This is a genomic window from Fructilactobacillus sp. Tb1 (assembly GCF_050500285.1).
Taxonomy (GTDB): Bacteria; Bacillota; Bacilli; order Lactobacillales; family Lactobacillaceae; genus Fructilactobacillus.
Window position 1 is genome coordinate 1,525,837 of sequence record NZ_CP191377.1, and the last position, 22,555, is coordinate 1,548,391.

General features: G+C 32.5%; 20 protein-coding genes and 1 other RNA gene. 9 read left to right on the forward strand and 12 right to left on the reverse strand.

Annotation, left to right across the window (positions count from 1 at the left end; genetic code table 11):
* Window positions 1-3: 3 nt before the first annotated feature.
* Window positions 4-459, reverse strand: a complete 456-nt coding sequence (gene lspA / locus ACQW5G_RS07865; protein WP_429970909.1) for a signal peptidase II — start codon at window positions 457-459, stop codon at window positions 4-6.
* Window positions 460-461: 2 nt separating this feature from the next.
* Complete coding sequence (locus tag ACQW5G_RS07870) at window positions 462-854, reverse strand: EbsA family protein (protein ID WP_429970911.1); 393 nt, start codon at window positions 852-854, stop codon at window positions 462-464.
* 30 nt (window positions 855-884) lie between these two features.
* Here ACQW5G_RS07870 and ACQW5G_RS07875 point away from each other — a divergent pair, with 30 nt between their 5' ends.
* On the forward strand, window positions 885-1,289 hold the full coding sequence (locus ACQW5G_RS07875) for a ribonuclease HI family protein (protein WP_429970912.1): 405 nt from the start codon (window positions 885-887) through the stop codon (window positions 1,287-1,289).
* Here ACQW5G_RS07875 and ACQW5G_RS07880 read toward each other — a convergent pair.
* The 5 genes from ACQW5G_RS07880 to ACQW5G_RS07900 form a co-directional block, all read right to left on the reverse strand.
* Window positions 1,282-2,394, reverse strand: coding sequence for an NAD(P)/FAD-dependent oxidoreductase (locus ACQW5G_RS07880; RefSeq protein ID WP_429970913.1), 1,113 nt, complete (start codon window positions 2,392-2,394; stop codon window positions 1,282-1,284). The genes ACQW5G_RS07875 and ACQW5G_RS07880 overlap by 8 nt on opposite strands.
* A 13-nt stretch (window positions 2,395-2,407) precedes the next feature.
* A complete protein-coding gene (locus ACQW5G_RS07885; protein WP_429970914.1) occupies window positions 2,408-3,547 on the reverse strand; it encodes a THUMP domain-containing class I SAM-dependent RNA methyltransferase in 1,140 nt (379 codons plus the stop codon).
* 67 nt (window positions 3,548-3,614) lie between these two features.
* Window positions 3,615-3,996, reverse strand: an RNA gene (gene rnpB, locus ACQW5G_RS07890) — RNase P RNA component class B.
* Between the two features lie 15 nt (window positions 3,997-4,011).
* Window positions 4,012-4,401 carry a cell division regulator GpsB gene (gene gpsB, locus ACQW5G_RS07895; protein ID WP_429970915.1) on the reverse strand — a complete coding sequence of 130 codons (390 nt, stop codon included), beginning with the start codon at window positions 4,399-4,401 and terminating at the stop codon, window positions 4,012-4,014.
* A gap of 48 nt (window positions 4,402-4,449) precedes the next feature.
* Window positions 4,450-5,013, reverse strand: a complete 564-nt coding sequence (locus ACQW5G_RS07900; RefSeq protein ID WP_429970916.1) for a DUF1273 domain-containing protein — start codon at window positions 5,011-5,013, stop codon at window positions 4,450-4,452.
* A gap of 122 nt (window positions 5,014-5,135) precedes the next feature.
* Between ACQW5G_RS07900 and recU the strand changes: the two genes are divergently transcribed.
* Together recU and ACQW5G_RS07910 are read left to right on the forward strand one after the other, a co-directional pair.
* A complete protein-coding gene (gene recU, locus ACQW5G_RS07905) occupies window positions 5,136-5,741 on the forward strand; it encodes a Holliday junction resolvase RecU (protein ID WP_429970917.1) in 606 nt (201 codons plus the stop codon).
* A gap of 12 nt (window positions 5,742-5,753) precedes the next feature.
* On the forward strand, window positions 5,754-8,066 hold the full coding sequence (locus ACQW5G_RS07910; protein ID WP_429970918.1) for a PBP1A family penicillin-binding protein: 2,313 nt from the start codon (window positions 5,754-5,756) through the stop codon (window positions 8,064-8,066).
* Window positions 8,067-8,108: 42 nt separating this feature from the next.
* Here ACQW5G_RS07910 and ACQW5G_RS07915 read toward each other — a convergent pair whose 3' ends face one another.
* Window positions 8,109-9,020 (reverse strand): prenyltransferase, encoded by a 912-nt coding sequence (locus tag ACQW5G_RS07915; protein ID WP_429970919.1) that lies wholly within the window; start codon window positions 9,018-9,020, stop codon window positions 8,109-8,111.
* 136 nt (window positions 9,021-9,156) lie between these two features.
* Here ACQW5G_RS07915 and ACQW5G_RS07920 point away from each other — a divergent pair, with 136 nt between their 5' ends.
* Genes ACQW5G_RS07920 through cydC form a run of 5 tightly spaced genes read left to right on the forward strand, consistent with a single transcriptional unit; the run spans window position 9,157 to window position 16,329 of the window.
* Entirely contained in the window at window positions 9,157-10,332 is a 1,176-nt protein-coding gene (locus tag ACQW5G_RS07920) for an NAD(P)/FAD-dependent oxidoreductase (protein ID WP_429970920.1), read from the forward strand.
* A gap of 26 nt (window positions 10,333-10,358) precedes the next feature.
* The gene (locus ACQW5G_RS07925; protein ID WP_429970921.1) at window positions 10,359-11,798 is read left to right on the forward strand and encodes a cytochrome ubiquinol oxidase subunit I; all 1,440 of its coding nucleotides are present in this window, start codon (window positions 10,359-10,361) and stop codon (window positions 11,796-11,798) included.
* Window positions 11,795-12,829, forward strand: coding sequence for a cytochrome d ubiquinol oxidase subunit II (gene cydB / locus ACQW5G_RS07930; protein ID WP_429970922.1), 1,035 nt, complete (start codon window positions 11,795-11,797; stop codon window positions 12,827-12,829). The genes ACQW5G_RS07925 and cydB overlap by 4 nt, the downstream gene beginning before the upstream one ends.
* Window positions 12,830-12,848: 19 nt before the next feature.
* A complete protein-coding gene (cydD, locus tag ACQW5G_RS07935; protein ID WP_429970923.1) occupies window positions 12,849-14,591 on the forward strand; it encodes a thiol reductant ABC exporter subunit CydD in 1,743 nt (580 codons plus the stop codon).
* A complete protein-coding gene (gene cydC, locus ACQW5G_RS07940; RefSeq protein WP_429970924.1) occupies window positions 14,584-16,329 on the forward strand; it encodes a thiol reductant ABC exporter subunit CydC in 1,746 nt (581 codons plus the stop codon). Before cydD ends, cydC begins: the two co-directional genes overlap by 8 nt.
* Here cydC and ACQW5G_RS07945 read toward each other — a convergent pair whose 3' ends face one another.
* From ACQW5G_RS07945 to ACQW5G_RS07960, 4 genes are all read right to left on the reverse strand, one after another.
* Window positions 16,330-17,295 carry a polyprenyl synthetase family protein gene (locus tag ACQW5G_RS07945; protein ID WP_429970925.1) on the reverse strand — a complete coding sequence of 322 codons (966 nt, stop codon included), beginning with the start codon at window positions 17,293-17,295 and terminating at the stop codon, window positions 16,330-16,332.
* Between the two features lie 98 nt (window positions 17,296-17,393).
* Window positions 17,394-18,104 carry a DnaD domain-containing protein gene (locus tag ACQW5G_RS07950; protein ID WP_429970926.1) on the reverse strand — a complete coding sequence of 237 codons (711 nt, stop codon included), beginning with the start codon at window positions 18,102-18,104 and terminating at the stop codon, window positions 17,394-17,396.
* 14 nt (window positions 18,105-18,118) lie between these two features.
* On the reverse strand, window positions 18,119-18,619 hold the full coding sequence (locus tag ACQW5G_RS07955) for a DUF5590 domain-containing protein (RefSeq protein ID WP_429970927.1): 501 nt from the start codon (window positions 18,617-18,619) through the stop codon (window positions 18,119-18,121).
* 45 nt (window positions 18,620-18,664) lie between these two features.
* A complete protein-coding gene (locus ACQW5G_RS07960) occupies window positions 18,665-21,463 on the reverse strand; it encodes a helicase C-terminal domain-containing protein (RefSeq protein WP_429970928.1) in 2,799 nt (932 codons plus the stop codon).
* A gap of 143 nt (window positions 21,464-21,606) precedes the next feature.
* On the opposite strand from ACQW5G_RS07960, the gene mvk reads away from it, so the two are divergent.
* Window positions 21,607-22,545 carry a mevalonate kinase gene (gene mvk / locus ACQW5G_RS07965; protein ID WP_429970929.1) on the forward strand — a complete coding sequence of 313 codons (939 nt, stop codon included), beginning with the start codon at window positions 21,607-21,609 and terminating at the stop codon, window positions 22,543-22,545.
* Window positions 22,546-22,555 lie beyond the last annotated feature (10 nt).

Sequence of the window (22,555 nt, forward strand, 5' to 3'; positions counted from 1 at the left end):
TTTTTACTCCTCTTTTAACAATGAAAATAACAAAATAATAACCCCAAAAGTCAAGCTCATATCTGCAATGTTAAAAATAGGAAAATTAATAAAATCAATTTTAATCATATCTGTTACAAATCCTTTGAAAATACGATCAAATAAATTTCCAAGAGTTCCCGTTAACATTAATATAACTCCCAATGACATAATTTTGTTATCTTGATTTTTCAATAATAAATAACTAAAAATACAGATAGCAAATAATGCAACTATAACAAAGAAAATAGAATTACCTTCCATGAAACTCCATGCTGCTCCTGTGTTTTGCAAGTAAGTAAATGATAATACTCCAGGGATGAATGTAACTTCTTGTCCTAAATTAAGATTCATACGAGTTAACAATTTTACGAGTTGATCTACAATAAGTAGTGAAATTGAAATGACGATTAATCCTACTTGATATTTTTTTAATTTCACTTTTAACCCTCTTTATTAGCAAATATTTCTGATAACTCGATTGCAGAATTTGCTGGCACCAAATATTTATAATGTTTATCATGAATTTGAACAGAAATAGAATTACGTTTAAAAATAACATGGCTAATTAATTTTTTGTTGAAAACTTTTCCACGTGGATGTAGCACACTAATTACTCTAATTTTATTTTTTGTAATAATGAATTTTCTGAAATGGATTTGGATCCAAGTTAAAAATACAAATGCAATAATAAACATTAGTGTAGTTGTTTGAAAAGTCGTAATTTCTAACCAAATAATTATTCCTACAAGTAATATGATGATAGTCCAACTCCAACAAATAATACTGGTTAATAATTGAGGTTGATAATAAAATTTTCTTTTTTGCGTTATCATAATAACATCCCTTCGAAATGGAGAATACACATGTATTATAAACTATATTCTGACGCAGCAAAATATCCAGATTCTAATAAAATTGGAATTGGAGTTTTGTTAGTCACTCAAAGCAAACAAATTCAGACCAAATTTGAAACAACAGCCAAAGATAATCACGAAGGAGAATTTAAAGCGTGCATTAAGGCACTTGAATTTTTAAAAAGTAGTAATTCAGAATCAGATTTAAAAAAATCCGTACTAAATTATTATACTGATAGTAAAATTTTAGCAGAAAGTTTGGATAAACAATATGCTAAGCACTATCAAAAATATGTAGATCAGATTCTATCACTAGAATCTGAGTTTAGTTTAGTATTTAATAATTGGATTCCCGATAGAAAAAATCATGGCGCCCATACTCTTGCAATTCAGGCACTACATAAAACTAATTAATATAGGTATTAATTGGTTTTTGATAATAATCTAAATCAACATAGTTACCTTTAATTAAGTCCACTAAGAATTTACCTACTAATGGTCCAGTTGTCAATCCAGATGAGCCTAGTCCAGTACCAATTAATAATGATTCATGATTGGGAATTACACCAAAAAATGGTCCAAAATCATAGGTATATGCTCTAGTACCAACTCTTGATAATAAAATATCATTAGTTGAAATGTTACTAATTAAGTTATCAGCAGTTTTAACTAATAATTGTTCAACACTTTTTTCTGAATCAAGATTAAATCCCTGGTCATTGTCATGAGTTGCCCCAATAATCAGTTTTCCATGTCCTAGTGGAATGAAATCATATTCAGACTCTGGCATCATGACAGGCATATTTTCATGTTCTATATCATCAGGAACTTTAACTTCAATTAATTGGCCTTTTTGAGGTCTTAAATTAAGGTTAATGTTTAAATCAGACAAAATTGCTTTGGACCATGCCCCAGTAGCGATGATAATTTTATCAAAATCAAAGGACTTACCATTAAATTTTAATTTGTGATCGTTAATTAGCGTAACGTGTCCATTAAGACAATTTAAATTACGTTGTTCTGCCATTCTTTGAAGATGTTGGCAATATAATTGACCATCAATTCTACTGCCTCCGGGCACAAATAATCCATCAAAAGGTGAATTTTTTATAATAGGAATCAATTCTTTGATTTCGTCTTTTGAGACAAAACGAACATCTCCCATTTCTGGAGCTTGTTCTTTTCTTTTTAAAGCAATTTTAAGCAATTCATCTAAACTAGCTTGATCATCACGTGTAATAATAGTTCCATCATTTGCGTAAGTTTGCTCGTCCATATTAGTATCATGAGCTATTTTAGCAACTAATGCTGCCCCTTCTGATGCAAGATGATACCATTGCTTATTTCTACGTTTTGAAAGCCATGGTGAAATTATTCCAGCTGCAGCTTTGGTAGCTTGTCCAATACCCTCATCAAATAATGTAACATCATAGTTTTTATAGTTATCTTTACTTAAATAATATGCAGCGGTAGATCCAACAATACCACCACCAATGATTGCAATCTTTTGAACCATCATCTTCACCTTCTAGTTACTTTTGATGTCTTTTTTCAGCCCAATATTGGAAATAATCTGTTCTGATTCTTCCGTTATATAATTTACGGCGTTTAGTAGCTTTTTTACCATAGAATTTTTCAAAGTTTAAATCACTAGTTAAATAATATTTTGACCAAGTATTCATTGGAATAAACACTTTACCTAAGTCTCTATATAATTTTTCAGCTTGTTCAATATCACCAAGACGTTGACCATAAGGTGGATTAGTAACGACTACACCATCTTCTTTATCCGTTTTGAAGTCTTGAACTGCTAATTGTTTAAAAGTAATATCATGTAGTAGCCCAATTTCCTGTGCGTTAACTTTAGCATAGTTAATCATTTCCCCATTAACATCACTACCAGAGATATCAAATTCTGATTCATAATCAGCTTGAGCGTCAGCTTCTTCTTTAACTTTCTTAATTAAATCTTTTGGTACCCAATCCCAGTTATCAAATGCAAATTCACGCATCATACCTGGGGCGATATTTCTTGCAATCATAGCAGCTTCAATAGGTAATGTTCCTGAGCCACACATTGGATCAAGAAATGGCATTGTTTTTGGATGCCAATTTGATAATAAAATCAAAGCAGCAGCCATATTTTCTTTAAGAGGGGCATCACCTTTGGCAACACGATAACCACGTTTAAACAAACTTGGTCCAGTAGTATCAAGTAGATCGTAAACCATATTTTTGTTAACTCGTACTTCTAATGGAAACAATCCACCTGTTTCAGGCAAACGGGTCCGACGGTGATAGAAGTCACCTAATTTAGTAGCAATTGCTTTTTTGGTAATTGCCTGAATATCTGGAACACTATGTAATTCAGATTTTTGTGAACGTCCTTCTACTGGAAATTGTCCATCCATTGGAATAAGGGTTTCCCATGATAATGCTTTAGTTCCTTCAAATAATTGATCAAATGTTTTGGCTTCAAATGATCCAACAATGATTTTGACACGATCTGCAGTTCTTAACCAAACATTAGCTTTAATGATATCCTCGATAGTTCCATCAAATAGAACCATCCCATTATCAACTTTAACCTCATAACCTAAATCACGCAGTTCTTTAGCTACAAGCGATTCAATACCAGCTGCACATGTTACCATTAATTTAAATTTTTTCATTATTATTACCTTTCTAATTCTATAAAAAAAGAGTGGGAATATCCCACTCTTCCTGATTGGTGCATGAACCTGTAAGCCATGTTTTGTGCTTAATTGAATTATCAGGGAAAACAATTAAGTAGTAATCATCTATCTCAGGAATCACAAGGATTCCTGCCCTACACTTGGTTCTGTTTCCGTGTGTAAAGCTCCCCTACCAAAGTTTGGGTTTCCCGCTCGCGGGGTTTACTGCGTTCCAGTAATTCAATTTCTTGAATTAATCGTCTCTATAGCACCTTGGGAAGTACTGAAGCATATACCGAAGTACTTAGCTATTTCCTTCGCCGTAACTGTTAAAAACAGTCCCCCGGCTTATTTTTTCACCGAGCACGAACACTACAGGCATCACAGCCTGTGCGAGAGTGGACTTTCCTCAGCCGGCATATAGCCGACCGCGATTACTCAGAACATGCACCAATTTATAACTAATTATTGCTTTCGCCAAATACTTTACGTTCAAGATTTGATAAACGCTTGAGAATGTCCATATTTGAAACATTCTCAACTGGTTCTTCATTTCTTTGAACTGGTTCTTGACGAGAAGATTGTGAATCTAAGCTTTCGTTAGGTTTAACTGCTGTAGTATTATTAGCAACTTGGTTTTCAAGTTCAATAATACGTGACTTCAATTGACGATTTTCAGCATTTAGTTGATCAACTTGTTGATCTTTTTCTGAAATGTCTTTTTGGAAGTTTTCATAGTCTTTAATAACGTCATCAAGGAATGAATCAACATCAGTTGGATCATAACCTCTCATTTTTTGCTTAAATTCTTTTTGTAAGATTTCTTTTGGTGTGAACTTAATATTTTCCATTGTAATGCACCCCTTTTTTCTTAACTATATCATTATATCACAAAAATATTAAATATCATAATCTGATTTACTTTCTTCCGCCATCTCATTAGCGGTATCTTGTAAATCGTCTAATTCAATTTGTTGAATTGGGTATACATGATTATTTTGATATTTATGTGCAGCATTATAATCAAAAATTGTTTTACCTTCGTTTTCAGTATCATATAAAAACAAAGCCTTATCAGTATGAGTAAGCATAAACTGTTGATAATTTTTCAATTGTTGTGGGGATTCATATTCTTTTTGACTAACGTATGCAGAAAAGTCTGCAGACTGAATTAGTTGGTGAACTATCATTTGATTGTTTTCATTCCAATTTTTGCCAAATCCTTCAAATGGTAAAATAACAGCCAATTGGAATTGATAATCTTTTTTCAATTCATGTGCAATTTCAATTACCCATTGTTCCGTTCCTAGCTGTGCACCAGTGATAATCCAATCACAACCGTTTTCAATTAAATTAATCATTGTTTCTTTTAAACTGCGCTTTATGACTTTTAGTTTCTTATCATCCTGGTTAAAAATACCGATTTCATAGGTACGATATCCAGTTATCCAAACTCGACTCATAGTCACTCCTAAAAATTTAAATTTTCAATAACTTTTCGATACTGATATAATTGTATTACATTTATTAAATGGAATGAACTATACTTACCTTATTACGAAAACTTTTAAAAGGAGTTGTAGTTTTGGCAATTAAATATCCGAATGGAAGTAAATACTTATCTTCTATTAATAGTAGTAATAAACTAAACAGTGTTAACTACGGTGACCGTGGTATGACTTTGGAACAAGAAATAAATGATAGTAATGCCTATTATTTAATGAAAGAAATGGCAGTAATTCACAAAAAGCCTACCCCTATTCAAATTGTTAAAGTAGATTATCCTAAGCGAAGTGCTGCTGTTATTAGAGAAGCCTATTTCAAACAAGCATCTACCACTGATTATAATGGTGTTTTTAATGGACATTACATTGATTTCGATGCGAAAGAAACAATGAATACGACCGCATTCCCACTTAGTAATTTTCACAACCATCAGATTGAACACATGCAGCAATGTGTTAATCAAGGTGGCATTTGTTTTGCCTTAATAAAATTTGTCAAAAGCAACGAGATATTCATTTTAAATAGTACAGACTTGTTTAGATTTTGGAACAGAATGCTTAATGGTGGGAGAAAATCAATTGCAAAACAAGAGTTTAATGAGTTAGCATATAAAATTGATTATCGTATTAACCCAGTTTTACCATATCTTGATGCCGTACAAAAAATAATTGATCTTTCAAATTAAAGGAGAAAAAATATGAGTTCAGATGAAATATACTCACGACTTAAACAGAATAAACGACATATGGGGCCAGTTGGTCATATTATCCTATGGTGTATCTTTTTCCTATTCATTCTATTTTTATTAGGTTGTGGTTTGTTTACATATTATGCTGCAACTGCTCCAAACGTTTCTTATAGCACTTTATCAAGTGATAATTCTACGACTATCTATGATAAAGACGGTAAAGTAGTTTCACGATTGGGAATGCAAAATCGTGATTATGTCCAATCAAAAGACATTCCGGAAAATTTAAAAAATGCCATCATTTCAGTTGAAGATCGTCATTTTTATACAGACAAAGGTGTTGATCCAGTTCGAATTGTTGAAGCAGCTGTCAGCAATGTATTTGGTGGAGGTGGTCTTCAAGGTGGTAGTACCTTAACCCAACAATTAATCAAATTATCAGTTTTTTCAACTAAATCATCTGATCAAACCATTAAACGGAAAGCCCAAGAAGCTTGGTTAGCGATTCAAGTTGATCGTGATTACAGTAAACAACAAATTTTGGAATTTTACATTAACAAAGTTTATATGGGAAACAACTCGTATGGTATGCAAACAGCTTCAGAAGTTTTGTATGATAAACCTTTAAACCAATTAGATTTATCTCAAACTGCGCTTCTTGCTGGATTACCTCAGGCACCAGTTTCTTATAACCCTGTTATTAATCCTAAATACGCTACAAGTCGTCGTAACCAAGTTCTTGATGCCATGGTTAAAAATAAAGCTATTACCAAGCAACAAGCAAACGATGCCAAAAAAGAAAATGTTCAAGATGGAATTGATAAGAAACGTGCTGAAAGTACCCCTACTCAAGAAAACGAAAAATATGCGGATGCTTATATTGGCCAAGTAATTCAAGAAATGCAACAAAAAGGTTATAAATTAAATGCCGGTAATAAAGTTTATACTAATTTAGATATGACTATGCAAAAGCATATGTACAATTTAGCTAATAACAGTTCAGAACTTGGTTTTCCTAATAATGATTTCCAAATTGGCTCTACTGTAATGGATCCAAACAACGGACAAGTTGTAGCAATGCTTGGTGGAAGAAAACAATCAACACTATTTGGTCTTAATCGTGCTACGCAAACCGCTAGATCAAGTGGTTCAACTATTAAGCCATTAATGGACTATGCTCCTGCAATTGAATATTTGAAATATCCAACTTATCAAACAATCAAAGATACGCCGTACACTTATTCTGGAACTAACATTAAGCTAAAAGATTTCGATGAAAAGTACGAAGGTACTATTACTATGCAAAAAGCATTAGTTGAATCTAGAAATATTCCAGCTGTTAGAACTTTAGAAGCTGTCGGGCTAGATCGTGCAACTAATTTCTTAAGTGGTTTAGGAATGAGTTTTGATAAACCATTAAGTTTACAAAATGGTTTAGGTGCTTATGTATCTACTGAACAAGAAGCAGCGGCCTTCTCAGCATTTTCAAATGGTGGTACTTATTATAAGCCTTATACAATTGATAAAATCGTTACCCCTACTGGTGATAGTGAAAGCTTTGATACTAAGAGTAACCAAGCTATGTCAGCAGCAACAGCCTACATGATGACTCAAATGATGAAGGGTGTAATTAACGATAGTAACGGTAGTGCTACAAGTGCTAGAATTTCAGGATTAAATCAAGCTGGGAAATCTGGTCAGACTCAATACCCTTCTGAATGGCTAAGTAAAGTTCCATATAATTCAGACATGGATGCCTGGTTTACTGGATATACCAAACACTATTCAATGTCAGTATGGACCGGTTATGATCAACCCTTCCAAGATGGACACGAAATTACCGGTGAACAATACACAATTGCACAACAATTCTATAGAGAAGTTATGTCACAAGCATCTGAAGGATTACCAAATACCAATTGGTCAAAACCAAGTAATGTTGTGAAAACATATAAAGATAATCAAACACAATATTACATTGCTGGTCATGGTGCAGATCAAGATATGAAAGTCGTTTCATCATCTTCTACTGGGACTCAAAATGAACAAGCTAGCAACAATCAATCCGTAACTAACAATAGTCAAAATCAAAATAACCAACAAAATAATAATGGTGGTAATTCTGATAGTAATCGAACTACAAGTAGCGGAACAACTGCACCAACTGAACAAAACCCTACTACCAATGGGCAGACGACTAATAGTCAACAAAATAGTAACAGCACTACTAGTCAAACTAGCAATCCTACTAGTACATCTACCCCATCACCAAGTAGTACACCAACAACCTCAACTACTACAAATAGTAATAATGGTCATTAGAAAATAAAAAGTCTTCCGTTTACGGAAGACTTTTTATTTACACTATTTTAAGATTAGATAAATAATCAATCCAATCAATGAACTAATTAATAATGCAACATCATTTTTAATTGTTAGGATAAATGTTTCTTTTTTTACTTGAACTGCAAAAAACTTTTTAGTATTTTTCGCAATTACTGGAATAGTTAAAAAGACAACAATCATTTCCCATGGTAAATATCCCAATAGAATTGCAGCCAATAATAAAACGTATCCTAAAATATAATAACTTGCATAACAATTTAGAGCGCCTTTTTTGCCAACATAACTAACAAAAGTATGCCGATTAACCTTTAAGTCTGCATCATAATCACAAGTATTATTTGCTAACATGATGTTTGCGATTGCACAAATTGCAATACCTGATACCAATATCATTTTCCAAGCTAAACTCCATGAATAATCTAAAACTGGAATGTTAACTAAGACACATGCCAGTGTGATTATATATCCCATTGTCAAACCAGAAAACAATTCCCCAAATGGCCCATTTTCAATGGGATATTTTCCACCAGTATATAGGTAACCAATTAAGGTACTAAACATTCCTAATAACAGAATTGTGATATTAGTTAAGTAAACTAAATATAAAGCTAAAATAATACCAGCGACAATCATGCCATAGCAAAGTAATTTAAATTGTTTCAAATCATCTTCGTGACCGATTTTTGCAAACACCTCATCTTTATTTTGTTGAACATCAAAACTTTTTGAATTGTCATAATCTTTAATGCTATCTCGTAAATTAACAATCATTTGCATTAAACAACAAATCAATAAGAATATAACTGTGTTTAAAACATTGATTGAATCAAAATAATATAAAGTAAATGAAATTCCTAAAACAAACGGTAAAATAGTGGCAATTAAACTATTAAAGCGCACCATTTTTAAAACTTTTTTCAATTTTTGCAAATTATAATCCCCCTATTTACTATTATTTTACAACAAAACGTAAGTGTAGGTATATCGCTTATTTTGTAGTACAATCAATATGTAAAGAAAAAATAAAGTGACGACTTGTCACTCGATGATTAGGAGGCGAATGTGTATGACTGATGTACTTGTATTAGGTGCCGGATATGCCGGTATGCGTGCATGTAAAGAGTTAGCTAAAAGTAAGGTTGATTTAAACGTAACTTTGGTTAACAAAAACTCATACCATTATGATGCAACTGCTTTACATACAGTTGCCGCAGGAACAAATGTTCCAGAAAATATTGAAATGGATATTAGAGATTCTGTAAGCAAAAAGATTAATTTTGTTCAAGATACAGTTCTTAATATCAATCGTGAAAAGAATGAAGTTGAATTAGAAAAAAATGGTTCACTTCACTATGATTACCTCTTTAATGCTTTAGGTTTTCAACCTGAAACATTTGGAACTCCAGGTGCGGATGATATTGCTTTACAAATTAGTAATGTTGATAATGCATTAGCTGATTATAAGACTATTTTAGCTGCATTGGAAAAATATAAAGAAACTAAGGATAAATCATTATTAACTATTGCAGTTGTTGGTGGTGGATTTACAAGTATCGAGTTACTAGGTGAATTAGCTCATCAAGTTCCAAAATGGGCTAAAAAATATGGTTTTGCTAAAGATGACATGAAAATTAATTGTGTTGCTCCTAGCTTTCTACCAATGTTTTCACAAAAATATGCTAACTATGCTAAAAAATATCTCGAGAAAAAAGGTATTAACTTTATTATGGGTAGTACCGTTTCTGAAGTAAAAGAAACTGGTGTAATCTACGGTGATGACCAAACATTCTTACCAGCCAACATTACTTTCTGGACTGCTGGTGTTCGCGGTAACCAAATTATGGAAAAAGCCGGATATGATCAACATCGCGACCGTGTTGCCGTTAATGCTGATATGAGTTTGAACGACTTCCCTAACGAATACATTATTGGTGATGTATCTGCTGTTAAGGATCCTGCAAGTGGTCGTATGTACCCAACTACAGGTCAAATTTCAATTGTTGAAGCAACTAACGCAGTTAAAAACCTTGAAGCAAAATTACAAGGTAAAGCACCCGTTAAATTTGTTTACAACTCACTTGGTACAGTTTGTTCCCTCGGTCCTTATTCAGGAATTGCTGATATTAATTTATTAGGAATGCATATCAAACTTAAAGGAATTGTTGTACCACCTTTGAAACATGCAATTATCAAACGTTCAGCTTTTGAATTGTCAGGACTTAAAGCTGCTCTTCAAAGCTAATCGCTAATTAAGGAGAATTTTAGATTATGTTAAATCTAGGACTTAGTGTAGTATCACTAGCTCGTTTCCAATTTGCGATGACAACTATTTTTCACTTTTTCTTTGTTCCGATGTCTATTGGAATGGGTTTAATGGTTGCTATTATGGAAACCATGTACGTTGTGAAGAAAGATCCAATGTACAAAACAATGACTAAATTTTGGGGAAAGATTTTCCTACTTAGTTTTGCCGTTGGTATTGTTACCGGTTTAATCCAAGAATTCCAATTTGGGATGAACTGGTCTGAATATTCAAGATTTATGGGAGATATTTTTGGGGCTCCGCTTGCAATTGAAGCCCTTCTTGCATTCTTCCTTGAATCAACATTTATCGGTGTCTGGATGTTTACTTGGGATAAGTTAAAACCAGCCTGGCATGCATTGATGATCTGGTTAGTTTTCTTCGGATCAACAATTTCTGCTTTGTGGATCTTAACTGCTAACAGTTTTATGCAACATCCAGTTGGATACAAAATTAATGCTGCAACTGGTCACGTTCAAATGACTAGTTTTGCTGCATTACTTAAAAATGAACAATTATGGTATGAATTTCCTCACGTTATTTTCGGTGCTTTCGTCACTGGTGCCTTTATCGTCGCCGGAATGTCTGCAATCATGTTGTTCAGAGGAAAATCAGCTGTTTTCTTTAGAAAATCAATGAGAATTGGTTTGATTGTTGGTTTATTCGCATGTATGGGGAGTTTCGTATCAGGTGATATGCAAACCCAATACTTGATTAAAGATCAACCAATGAAGTTTGCTGCAACTGAAGGTATTTACAAGAATACTAAGAGTCCTGCTCCATGGGCTGTTTTCCAAATTACCAATGAAAAAGATCATAAAGGCGAATTCAAAGTTGAAGTTCCTTATATGTTAAGTATTCTTTCTTACCATAAGCTTTCAGGATCTGTTACTGGTATGGATCAAACTAACAAATCTCTTCATAAAAAATATGACAAGAAATTTGGGAAGAACATGAATTATAACTTAAATGTTAATACCTTGTTCTTTGCTTTCCGTATCATGGGTGCTGGTTTTGGTGCTTTAGCCGGACTTGCCGTATTAGGTTTATGGTTCTCAAGAAAAGCCAAAGATACTATTTTGAAACAAAAATGGTTAACGGTTTTACTTGGAATTGCTACATTTGGACCATTTATCATTAACTCTTGTGGTTGGCTAGTTACTGAATTAGGACGTGATCCATGGGTTGTTTATGGATTACTTCCAATTGCTGCCGCTGTTTCACCTTCTACTACTGCTACATCATTGTTATTTACTAACATTGTTTACTTCTTATTGTTTGCAACCTTAGGATTCTTTATGATGCTTTATGCAAAGCATTTCTTGTTCGAAGGTCCTGAAGGAATTGGCGATAAGACAAATTATGATACTGAAGATCCATTTTCTAAGGGGGCATTTGAAAAATGAGTTTCCTACAATTACTATGGTATGCCGTAATTGGTTTACTTTTCATTCTCTTCTTAGTTCTTGATGGAGCTGACTTTGGTGTTGGGATGGCTACTAGATTTTTAGCCTCAAACTACACCGAAAGAAAATTATTGCTTAGAACTATCGGACCCCACTGGAACGGTAACGAAGTTTTCCTTGTTACTGCGGGTGGTGCCATGTTTGCTTCCCTTCCTGGTTGGTATGCTAGTTTGTTCTCAGGTTTCTATCTATTATTATTCCTTGTGTTAGTTGGTTTAATCTTTAGAGGTGTTTCCTTTGAATTTTCTGATGCTGCTTTAACTGAAAAAGGGAAACGTGGTTGGTTATGGGTTAACTTCATTTCATGTTTAATTTTGCCTTTCTTATTAGGTATGTTATTCACAGCCATGATTCAACCATTACCAATGGATGCAGCTGGTAACATTTATGTTACTTTTTGGAACGTAGTTAATCCCCTTTCAATTCTTGGTGGTATTTGTGTTACTGCTGTTTCTCTTTACCAAGGATTAAGCTATATTGCCCTTCATACTGAAGGACTTCTTCGTTACCATGCATCAAGATTAGCTGATAACTTATACTGGGCAGCTTATCCTGTTGAGGTATTAATTGTTATTGCCTTATACTTCCAAACTGATTTCTATGAAACACACCTTGTAGCAACTTTAGTATTCTTAGTATTAATCGTTGCTGCAACTGTGATAGCTCAAATTGCGAGTGCTACTAATCATGAAATTACTGCTTACGTTGCTAATTCATCATTATTCGCATTTATCGTCATGCTAATTTTCACTGGATTGTTCCCTGACGTTTTAATTGCAATTAACCCTGCTCATACGTTATTAATTAAAGAAGTTTCAGCTTCACCATATACTCTTACTGTTATGACAATTGTATTAGTAATTCTATTACCAATCATGCTTTCATATTTCATCTGGAGTTATGTATCTCAATGGCACAGAATTTCACTTAAAGAATTCAAAGCTGCTTTAGATAAAGGTGAAGAATATTAATTAAGATCGGAGAATTGATATGTTTGATAAACAACTCATGTCTATTCCCGGTGTCAAAAAATTAATTGCTAGTTTAAGTTGCTTAGCAATTATTCAATCTCTAGCAATTATATTAGAGGCCTACTTTTTATCAGTAGCAGTCGTTAATACTTGGAGCTTAAAAAAACTTACAGCATTGCTCATGCCAATGCTGTATTTTTTTATAGCTTTTGGTATTCGCTACTTAATTACTAGAATCGAAAATCAATTGACAGATCGTTTTGCTTCCAAAGCTACTGGGGAAATAAAAAAACAACTTCTCACGAAAGAATTCGAGCTTGGTCCCCGAATGGTAAGTAATATTGGATCTGGTCATTTAATTACTTTGGCACTTGAAGGAACAGATAAAATTGAAAATTATTTTAATTTAATTATTTTAAAAACGGTTAATATGGCTATTATTCCATGGATATTATTGATTGCAGTTTTCTTCATCAATTTAACTTCTGGAATTACCCTCTTATTAGTTTTTCCAATCATTATTATCTTTATGATTATCTTGGGACTTGCTGCTCAAGCTAAATCAGATCGACAATACAAAGGTTTCACAGATATGTCAAATAACTTTGTTGATACGATGCGTGGACTTAAAACCCTTAAACTTTTTGGATTAAGCAACAAATATGCTGATAATCTATATCGTGTTAGTGAAAACTACCGTAAAAGCACTATGAGTGTTTTAAAAGTTGCACTTTTATCGACTTTTGCGCTAGATTTCTTTACTACTATTTCAATTGCCATTGTAGCCGTTTTTCTGGGGGTTGCATTGATTGATGGGAAAGTTACTTTATTGCCCTCATTGACTATTTTAGTGCTAGCTCCAGACTATTTCTTACCAGTTCGTGATTACGGTAATGATTATCATGCTACTTTAGATGGTAAAAATGCCCTAACTAATGTTTTTGAAATTTTAAAAATCAAATCACCAACTAGCAAAGTTAAATTAACCAATTTCAATGGTTGGAATAATGATAGTAAGATGAGTGTTAACCATCTTGATTTTTCATACGACAAAGAAAGCCATGCATTAGAAGATATTTCATTTTCAATTAAGGGCTATCAAAATGTAGGAATTGTTGGACGTTCAGGTTCAGGTAAATCAACTTTGCTTAACTTACTTGGTGGATGGTTGGAACCAACCAATGCTGCAAAACTCCCTTTTACAATTAATGGGGAAAAAGTTGACAGTTTAGCCCAAATTGAATGGCAAAAACATATTAGTTATATTCCCCAAGATCCCTACATTTTTGCAGGTACAGTTGCGGAAAATATTGCTTTTTACCAACCTGATGCAACCGATGCACAAATTAAACAAGCTGCACAAAAAGCTGGATTAACTAAATTTGTTAGTGAATTAGCCAATGGATTTAATACTAAAATTGGGGAGAGTGGTCGTGGTATTAGTGGTGGACAGGCTCAACGAATTGCTTTAGCAAGAACACTACTCGATGATAATCGTGAAATACTATTACTTGATGAACCAACTGCTCATTTGGATATTGAAACTGAATATGAATTAAAACAAACTATGTTACCAATTTTTAAAAATCATCTTGTTATTTTTGCAACCCATCGGCTTCACTGGATGCAAAATATGGACTATATCTTAGTTATGGACCAAGGTAAATTAGTTGAACAAGGGACACCACAGGCATTAATGCAAAAAAACGGTGTCTATAAAGAATTGATTGATGAGATTAGAGGTGCAGATCAACATGCATAAATTATTCAAAAATGATACGTGGATTAAACCCTACCTTGCGAAGTATAAGAAGCTATTAGCGCTAGTATTCTTCTTAGGTGTGTTAACTTTTTTCTGTGCCGTTGGTTTAATGTTTGTAGCTGGATATCTTATTAGTCGTTCAGCTACTCATCCTTACAATATCTTAGTTGTATATGTTCCGGTGCTTTTGACCCGTGCTTTTGGGATTGGACGGCCATTATTCAAATATCTTGAAAGAATTAATAGTCATAACTGGGTATTGCGGGTTACTTCTTTATTAAGAAAACGACTCTATACTACCTTAGAAACTAGTGCAATGTTCTTAACTAGTAAATTTCAAACTGGTGATTTACTAAGTATTTTAGCCGATGACATTGATCATTTGGAAAATCTTTATTTAAGAACAATTTTCCCTACTTTAGTTGCTTACATTACTGGAATTATTGTAATTCTTGCTTTAGGTGTGATTAGTTGGCCATATGCCATCTTTATGTTGATTGCTTTTTCAATCATTTTGTTCTTCATTCCCCTTGCTTCAGAAGCAATGCATGGAGCCGCAAAAGAATATGAAAAATCATTGGTGCATGAATCATACAGTCAATTAACTGACGCTACTTTTGGAATTGGTGACTGGATGATTTCAGGTCATAAAAACGGATTTTTGAAGAGTGTTACTAAAAATGATGCAAAATTAGATGCTTCTAATTTTCATACCCATAAATATGAATGGAATCGTGATTTACTTGTCAAAATGATGTTTGGCATTGTCCTAGTTGGTACTTTAATCTGGTCTAACTGGTTCTTCACTGGATCACAAGCAATGGCAAATTATGCAGCAGCCTTCGTATTAGGAGTTTTTCCTTTAATGGATGCCTTCATTCCCGTTAGTCAAGCGATGGAAGAATGGCCTATGTACAAAGACTCTGTTGTTCGTTTGAACGAGTTATCAGCAGATACAGTTAACCCTAATCCAGATCAATCTGATGCTAATCCAGAGACTTTTAAAGATATTAAAATGAATGATGTAACTTTTAATTATCCAGGTGAAAAAGTTAGCTTAATCAAAAATGTTTCATTAGAAGTTAAAAAAGGTCATAAATTAGCTATTATTGGCCCTAGTGGAGTTGGTAAGACTACTTTGCTTCAATTACTTTTAGGGACGCTAATGCCTACTAACGGATCTGTAACTGTTGATGACATCAATGTTTCCCGATTACAAAAAAACCGAGCAAACTGGTTTAGTGTGCTCGATCAAAGTCCGTTTCTATTTAATACAACAGTTATGAATAATGTACGGATTGGAAATGAAAATGCAACTGATGCTGATGTTAAACAAGCTTTGAAGGACGTTGGATTATCAAGTTATATTGAATCATTACCTGATGGATACAATACTAATGTTCGCGAAAGTGGAATCCGTTTTTCTGGTGGTCAACGTCAACGACTTGCTTTAGCTAGAATTTTATTACAAAATAATCCAATTGTTTTACTTGATGAACCTACTGTTGGACTTGATCCAATTACCGAAAATGATTTAATTACTACACTGGATAAAGTTTTAGCTGGTAAGACTGTCATTTGGGTTACACATCATCTTCAAGGTCTTTCAACAATGAATCAAGTTATCTTCTTAGAAGATGGGTCTATTAAAATGCAAGGAAATCCTAAAGAGTTATACAAAAAAGACCCCCGTTACCGTAAGCTTTATGCTATGGATCAAGGAATCGTTTCAGATTAATTATTTAAATAATTTTGCAACAATCGTTTTAAGCACTGGTTTAGCATCGCTAGTTGGTAAACTATCAATTAAAACTAAACATTCATTTAAAGTGTCTGTTAAAGTTTGCTTAGCTTTGGCTAACCCACCGCTTATTTCAATGATATTTTGAATTTTAGAAAGATCAGCTAAGTCTAGCTGGTCTTTTTTTAATAACTTAGTTAATTCTTTTTTATAATTTGTTTGGAGAGCATAAATAATTGGTAAAGTATAAATTCCCTCTGTTACATCTTCGAGCTCTGGCTTACCAGTTTCATAAGTGGGATTAAAATCTAGCAAATCATCACGAATTTGAAATGCATCACCTAGTTTAGAACCAATTTGTTCAGCAAGTTTAATAGTTTCTCCGTCTGCCCCGCCTAAAACTGCACCTTCAGCAGCACTATTTACAAATAAAGCAGAGGTTTTGCCATTAATTGCCTTAAAATAATCAGCTACAGATCGTTTAACATCATTTTTAGACAAACTTTGATGAAGTTCCCCATCAAGAATGGCCTGCATATGATCAATACTAAAAGTTAAATTAGATTTATTAGGTGCATAATCAATTAATAATTTAAAATATTGGGTAAAAAGATAATCACCTAAATAAATGGCTTCGCGTTGACCGAATCTTTTATTAAGTGTTTCAGCAGTTCTACGTAAATCTGATTCATCAATTACATCATCGTGAACTAAAGAAGCCAAGTGAATGATTTCAATTGAAGCCGCAGCTTTTTCAAAAGTTAATTCATCGTTATTATTACCATATTCACTAAATAATAATAACAACGCAGCTCTAATCATCTTACCATTACCATTAATAAGATTATCAATTCCTTTTTTAAATTTACGATTATCAATGTTAATTTGATCAATCATAATTTTTTGAGTATTTTTCAATTTAGTTTCTAAAGTTGGAAACTGTTTCCATAAACTATAATCCATGAATTTTATTTTTCCTTATTTTTTTAATAACTTCATTTTATCATATTAATACTAATTTCAATTAAAAAACACGAATGACTTTAATAGTCTTCGTGTTTTTATTGTTTTTTGATTTTAAAAATTGGAATTTTAGGTAAATCTTTTGGTTTAACGTTCCCCTTATTGCCACTTCGTTGTTGTTCAAAACTATCTCGTTGAGCTTCAACCTGGGCAGCTGTAGTTATATTTTGTTTTTTCCATGAAATCAAAATACGATCAATATATTTTAAACTATAAACTTGTTTTAATACAGCTTCCCGTAATGCTAATTTAACAATTTTTGTTGAATAATGATCATCAGTTAACCAGTCACTGATAGTTTCTAATTCAATTGGTGAAAGTGGTCTTCCAAACTCTTGGGTAAAATCATTAAATAAAGTTTGTCTTTCTGAAAGGCTTTCTTCTTGCTGGGATTCACTGGCATCTACTTCAACAGTCTTAGTAGTTTGGTTACTAAGTAACTGGTTAATTTTTTGCACTAAGGGTTTAAAACTATATTCAGCTGAATGAGAACTACTATCAACAATTGCAATGATTTTTTTAGCTACTAGTTGGTGGATACTATCAAATACATCGCTAAGATTGAAGCCAGTCGCATCAGCAATTTTTTGTGGTTCTGGAAATAGATTCCCTTTAGAATTAAAATAATATAATTCAATTAAAACAACGGTTTCAGTAGCATTTAATCCTAATTGTTTGAGATGGGATAAGATAACTCCTGAAATATTTACAGATCCATAATCAAAATATTTAATTAAATTATTGTCCAAATTATAATACTCCTTTAAACATTAATTGAACTTAATTTTTTACCGTTTTTAAAATTGATAGTTACGTAACGATAACTACCATCACTATTTTTTAAAGAAATTAACCATGCTGGCTTATCCTTCACTAGAATTAATCCTGTATTGGTTATTTTTTGATTATTATTAGTCATGGCAATGCTTTTAGCTTTGGATTTATTAATCCCATCTGATTGTTTAAAAATTTTAATATGGTTCATATTTTTGGTAACAACAGCAAATGATGGTTTATTATCTTTATTCATTCCAGCAACTGAATAATAAATGTTATCTACATTACTTTTACTGAAATCAGAGACATCATGAAATTTAGCATATTTTTCAACTAAATCAATTGTCACTGTTTGCTTTTTTTGTAGTGGTCGTTGAGCAATATGCAATGAAATTAAACCAGCAAAAACTAAAACAATTGCTAATGACAAAAGTATTTTAGTAATTCTCATTAATCTTAAACGTAATAATCTTTTTTCTCGCATCATAATCCTCTTTTAAGTGTTTTAATGTTTTAATTATACCAAAATATACTAATTTTTATTGGCAAAAAATGCTTTGTTTTTAGAAGCTATTTCATCAATATCACCTTTAAAAACGTGTAAATTTTCATTAAACGATCTTAAAATTTGAGCTCCGTATTTTCTCGTCAATAAGCGATTATCCAAAATCGTGATTGTTCCATAATCAGTTTGACGTCGTAATAAACGTCCCATTCCTTGTTTCAAATCCATGATTGTCTGAGGTAATGCATAACTCGTAAACGGATTCTTCTTTTCATTCCTCAAATAGCTCGTTCTTGCCTTAGCTAAGGGACTATTTGGTGCAGCAAACGGCAATCTAGGAATAATCACTGATTTTAAATAATTATTAGGGAAATCAACTCCCTCCCAAAAGCCCTTTGCTCCAAGAATAATAGGATTATTTCCTTCCATAAATTTTTTAGTAATCTTTTCTTGGCTTCCAGAGATTCCAGATGCAAAAATAGGTAGATATTCTTTCCTATTAGTAATATGTTCATAAACTGCATTGATTAATTTTAACGAATTGAATAGTACAAGGGTTGGAACTGGATTACTATTGTATATATCAATAATGGAATCTGCCACGAATTGCACATACTCTTGATTTTCTACCGCAGCAGGCATTGGGGTATTCTTTGAAACCATTAATACTGTTTGTTTACTATAATCAAATGATGATTGAAGCCGTTTCATTCTGGTATTATTACGATTCAAATCCAACTGATCATAAATAAACTGAGATTTTTTAGAGGTAAATAACACCGCACCTGTAAATACTACTGGTTGAAAATACTTATAAATATTTTTAGATAATGTATTCGTTGAATTTAATTGGGATGTTTCTAACCGTACATTATTGGGATCGTGATCTTTACCATATTCCATTAACACTACGTCAGCAGTATCATTAATCGTGAATTGATCGATTAGTTCCACTATTTGATCAATAAATTGATTAATAGCGGTTAAATGTTCATTAAATTTAAGAAATGTCTCATAATCTGAGGGAACCCATTTATCAGAATTATTGGAAATTGTTACATTTAATTTTTGTAAATTATCTTTCAAAATAGCATTAAGTTTACTAATTCGTTCTAATTGTGGATTGAATTTTTTAAAAAAGTCGTTTAGTTTTGCTTTTTTAAGACCAACTTCAGTTTGATTATTATTTAAACGATGCATAAATACTTTTGCAAATTGTCCGACTAAATAAGTATTAATTTCCGCAATTTGATCAACAATTTTAACTATTTCAGCTGTCTTGTCTAATAAATTAGCACTATTAGCAAAAATATCATTCAAATTTTCATCATGAGTTTGAAAAACATCGTTTCTAACTCTCCCAGTATTTTGTTTAATCGTACCTAACCATAAATGATCTTGTTGAGCTGCAAATGCAACCTCTGATAAACGAGCTGCTTCGTCAACAACTAAGTATGGTCGTTGATTAAGCGTTTCATTAATCTTACGTGCATTATTATATAAATAATTATGATTGCTAATTACAATATCAGCATGTTTCAACATTTCAGCTTGACGATTAAGAAAGTCATAATCCCCTAAATCAAGATTTCCATCAGAAAATTTAGACTGGTAATTAATTTGGTTAGTAATAATTGCTTCTTTAGGTAAATTCAATTCGTCTAAGTCCCCGGTATTAGTTTGTGTTAACCAAACAAGGATTTTAGCTTTAATGAACTGGGATTGCTTGTTACCATCATCAATTACTAAACTCAAAAGAAATCGATTCAAATCTAAATAATGACTTTTTCCTTTTAGAACAATTGCACTTAATCCAAAACCCAAGTCAGTATTTAACGTCTTTAAAATTGTATGATACAACTGTTCTTGTAATGCGATGGTAGAAGTACTGATTACAATTGATTTACCTGCTTTGCAAAGATATGCCATTGGAATCAAGTATCCTAATGTTTTACCACTTCCGGTTGGTGCTTCAATTAAAAGATTGGTTGCTTTCTTTTTCGAATCAGTATAATTACGATGAATGATATTCATCATTTTACTTTGTGATTCACGCCAATCAAAATTCGGTGTTAATAATTTTTCTTTTTTATTCTTTGTAGTAGGAAACTTGTTGATAGATAAGTTACTGGTCAAGTGTGGATGCTGAACTCTTTTGATAATTAAGCCTTCAACATTTACTAAATCTGAAGCTAATTGGTGTGGCTTTTTAGCTTCATTTTGATAGATTGATTTGATAAATCGGATAGTATCACGTGGCAAATCTAAATTAATATCTAAAATTCCCTTTAAAGTGGTTCTTGGAATTGATTTTATTTTTTCACTAATTTTTACTAATAAAATGGCAGTTGCAGCAGCATCACTTTCTGATGAATGTGGATGTTCGTGGGTAATATTAAAATGTTTACTCAAATCACTCAATCTGTAACTATCTAACGTTGGGAAAAAGATTTGTGTCAAACTAACAGTATCAATGGCGGGAATATCTAACTCAGGATAACCAACTTGCTCTAAATAAGTGTTTAAAAACGGAAAGTCAAAGTTAACGTTATGCGCAACAAAAACTGTGTTTTTTAATTTCTTATAGATGGTTGGAGCAACTTGATCAAAGGTTGGCGCATCTTTAATAGTCTCATTAGTAATTCCGGTTAATTCCGAAATTTCTGTGGAAACTTTTACTCCATCATTGATATATGTCGAATATGAATCAATTACTTGATTATTTTTTACAAAACTTACACTAAATTGAATAATATGTGCACCTTGTTTGATACTTGTTCCTGTAGTTTCCATATCAACAACTGCGTATGTTGTATTTTGATCCATTAATTTCCCTACTCTCGTTCTTAATAAGCTACTCTAATTCTACTACAAAACGGTAAAAATCGATAATAGCAACTTACCTATACTAATTGGATATTGTCATAAATATGATAAAATAGAACAGTTAAGAAAGTGAGCGATTAGTAATGAAAAATGAAGCAATTGGAAAAAGCCATGCTAAAGTTATTTTTTTAGGTGAGCATAGTGCCGTGTATAAAAAACCAGCCATTGTTTTTCCACTTCCACAAGTCCAAGTTAAGGTAAGCATTAAACCAAATCAATCAACTGAAACCGTTATCTATAGTAATTATTTCAATGGTTTATTATCTGACCTACCGACATCTATGCATGGTTTATTAAGTTTAATTGAACGTTTGAATTTAAAACTAAACCAGCAAAAAATAAGCTTTGATATACATATTACTAGTGAAATTCCACTAGGTCGTGGGATGGGTTCTTCAGCTGCAATTTCAGCTGCAATTACCCGTGCATACTTTGCTTATTTTCAAAAATCACTCGATAGCCAAAGTCTTGATAGTTTTATAAATATTGAAGAATCAATTACTCATGGTAATCCTAGCGGCATTGATGCTAAAACTGTGGTTTCTGAACAACCAATCCTCTTTGAAAATTCAAAATTTTTACGAATTTCATTCAATACAACGGGTTTTATAATTATTGCTGATACTGGTATTTCCAGTAATACCAAAACGGCTGTTGATGAGGTTCGTAATCGTTTAGAAAATAAACCTAAAAAAGTTAAAAATGAGATTGATATCCTTGGTGATTTAACTGAAGCAGCTAAAACAACTTTAAATGATAATGATATCGAAAAAACTGGACAATTAATGGATCAGGCTCAAACAATTTTAACAGCTTTGGGTGTTAGTTCCCCTGAAATTGACAATTTAGTTAATGTTGCCAAAACAAATGGTGCTTTAGGTGCAAAATTAACTGGTAGCGGAATGGGTGGATGTATTATCGCTCTTTCTAACTCATTTGAAAATGCCAATTTAATAAAAGTTCAGCTACTTGAACATGGTGCTAAGTCAGCCTGGATTCAATCATTAAACGAAATTAATTAGTGAGGTAATT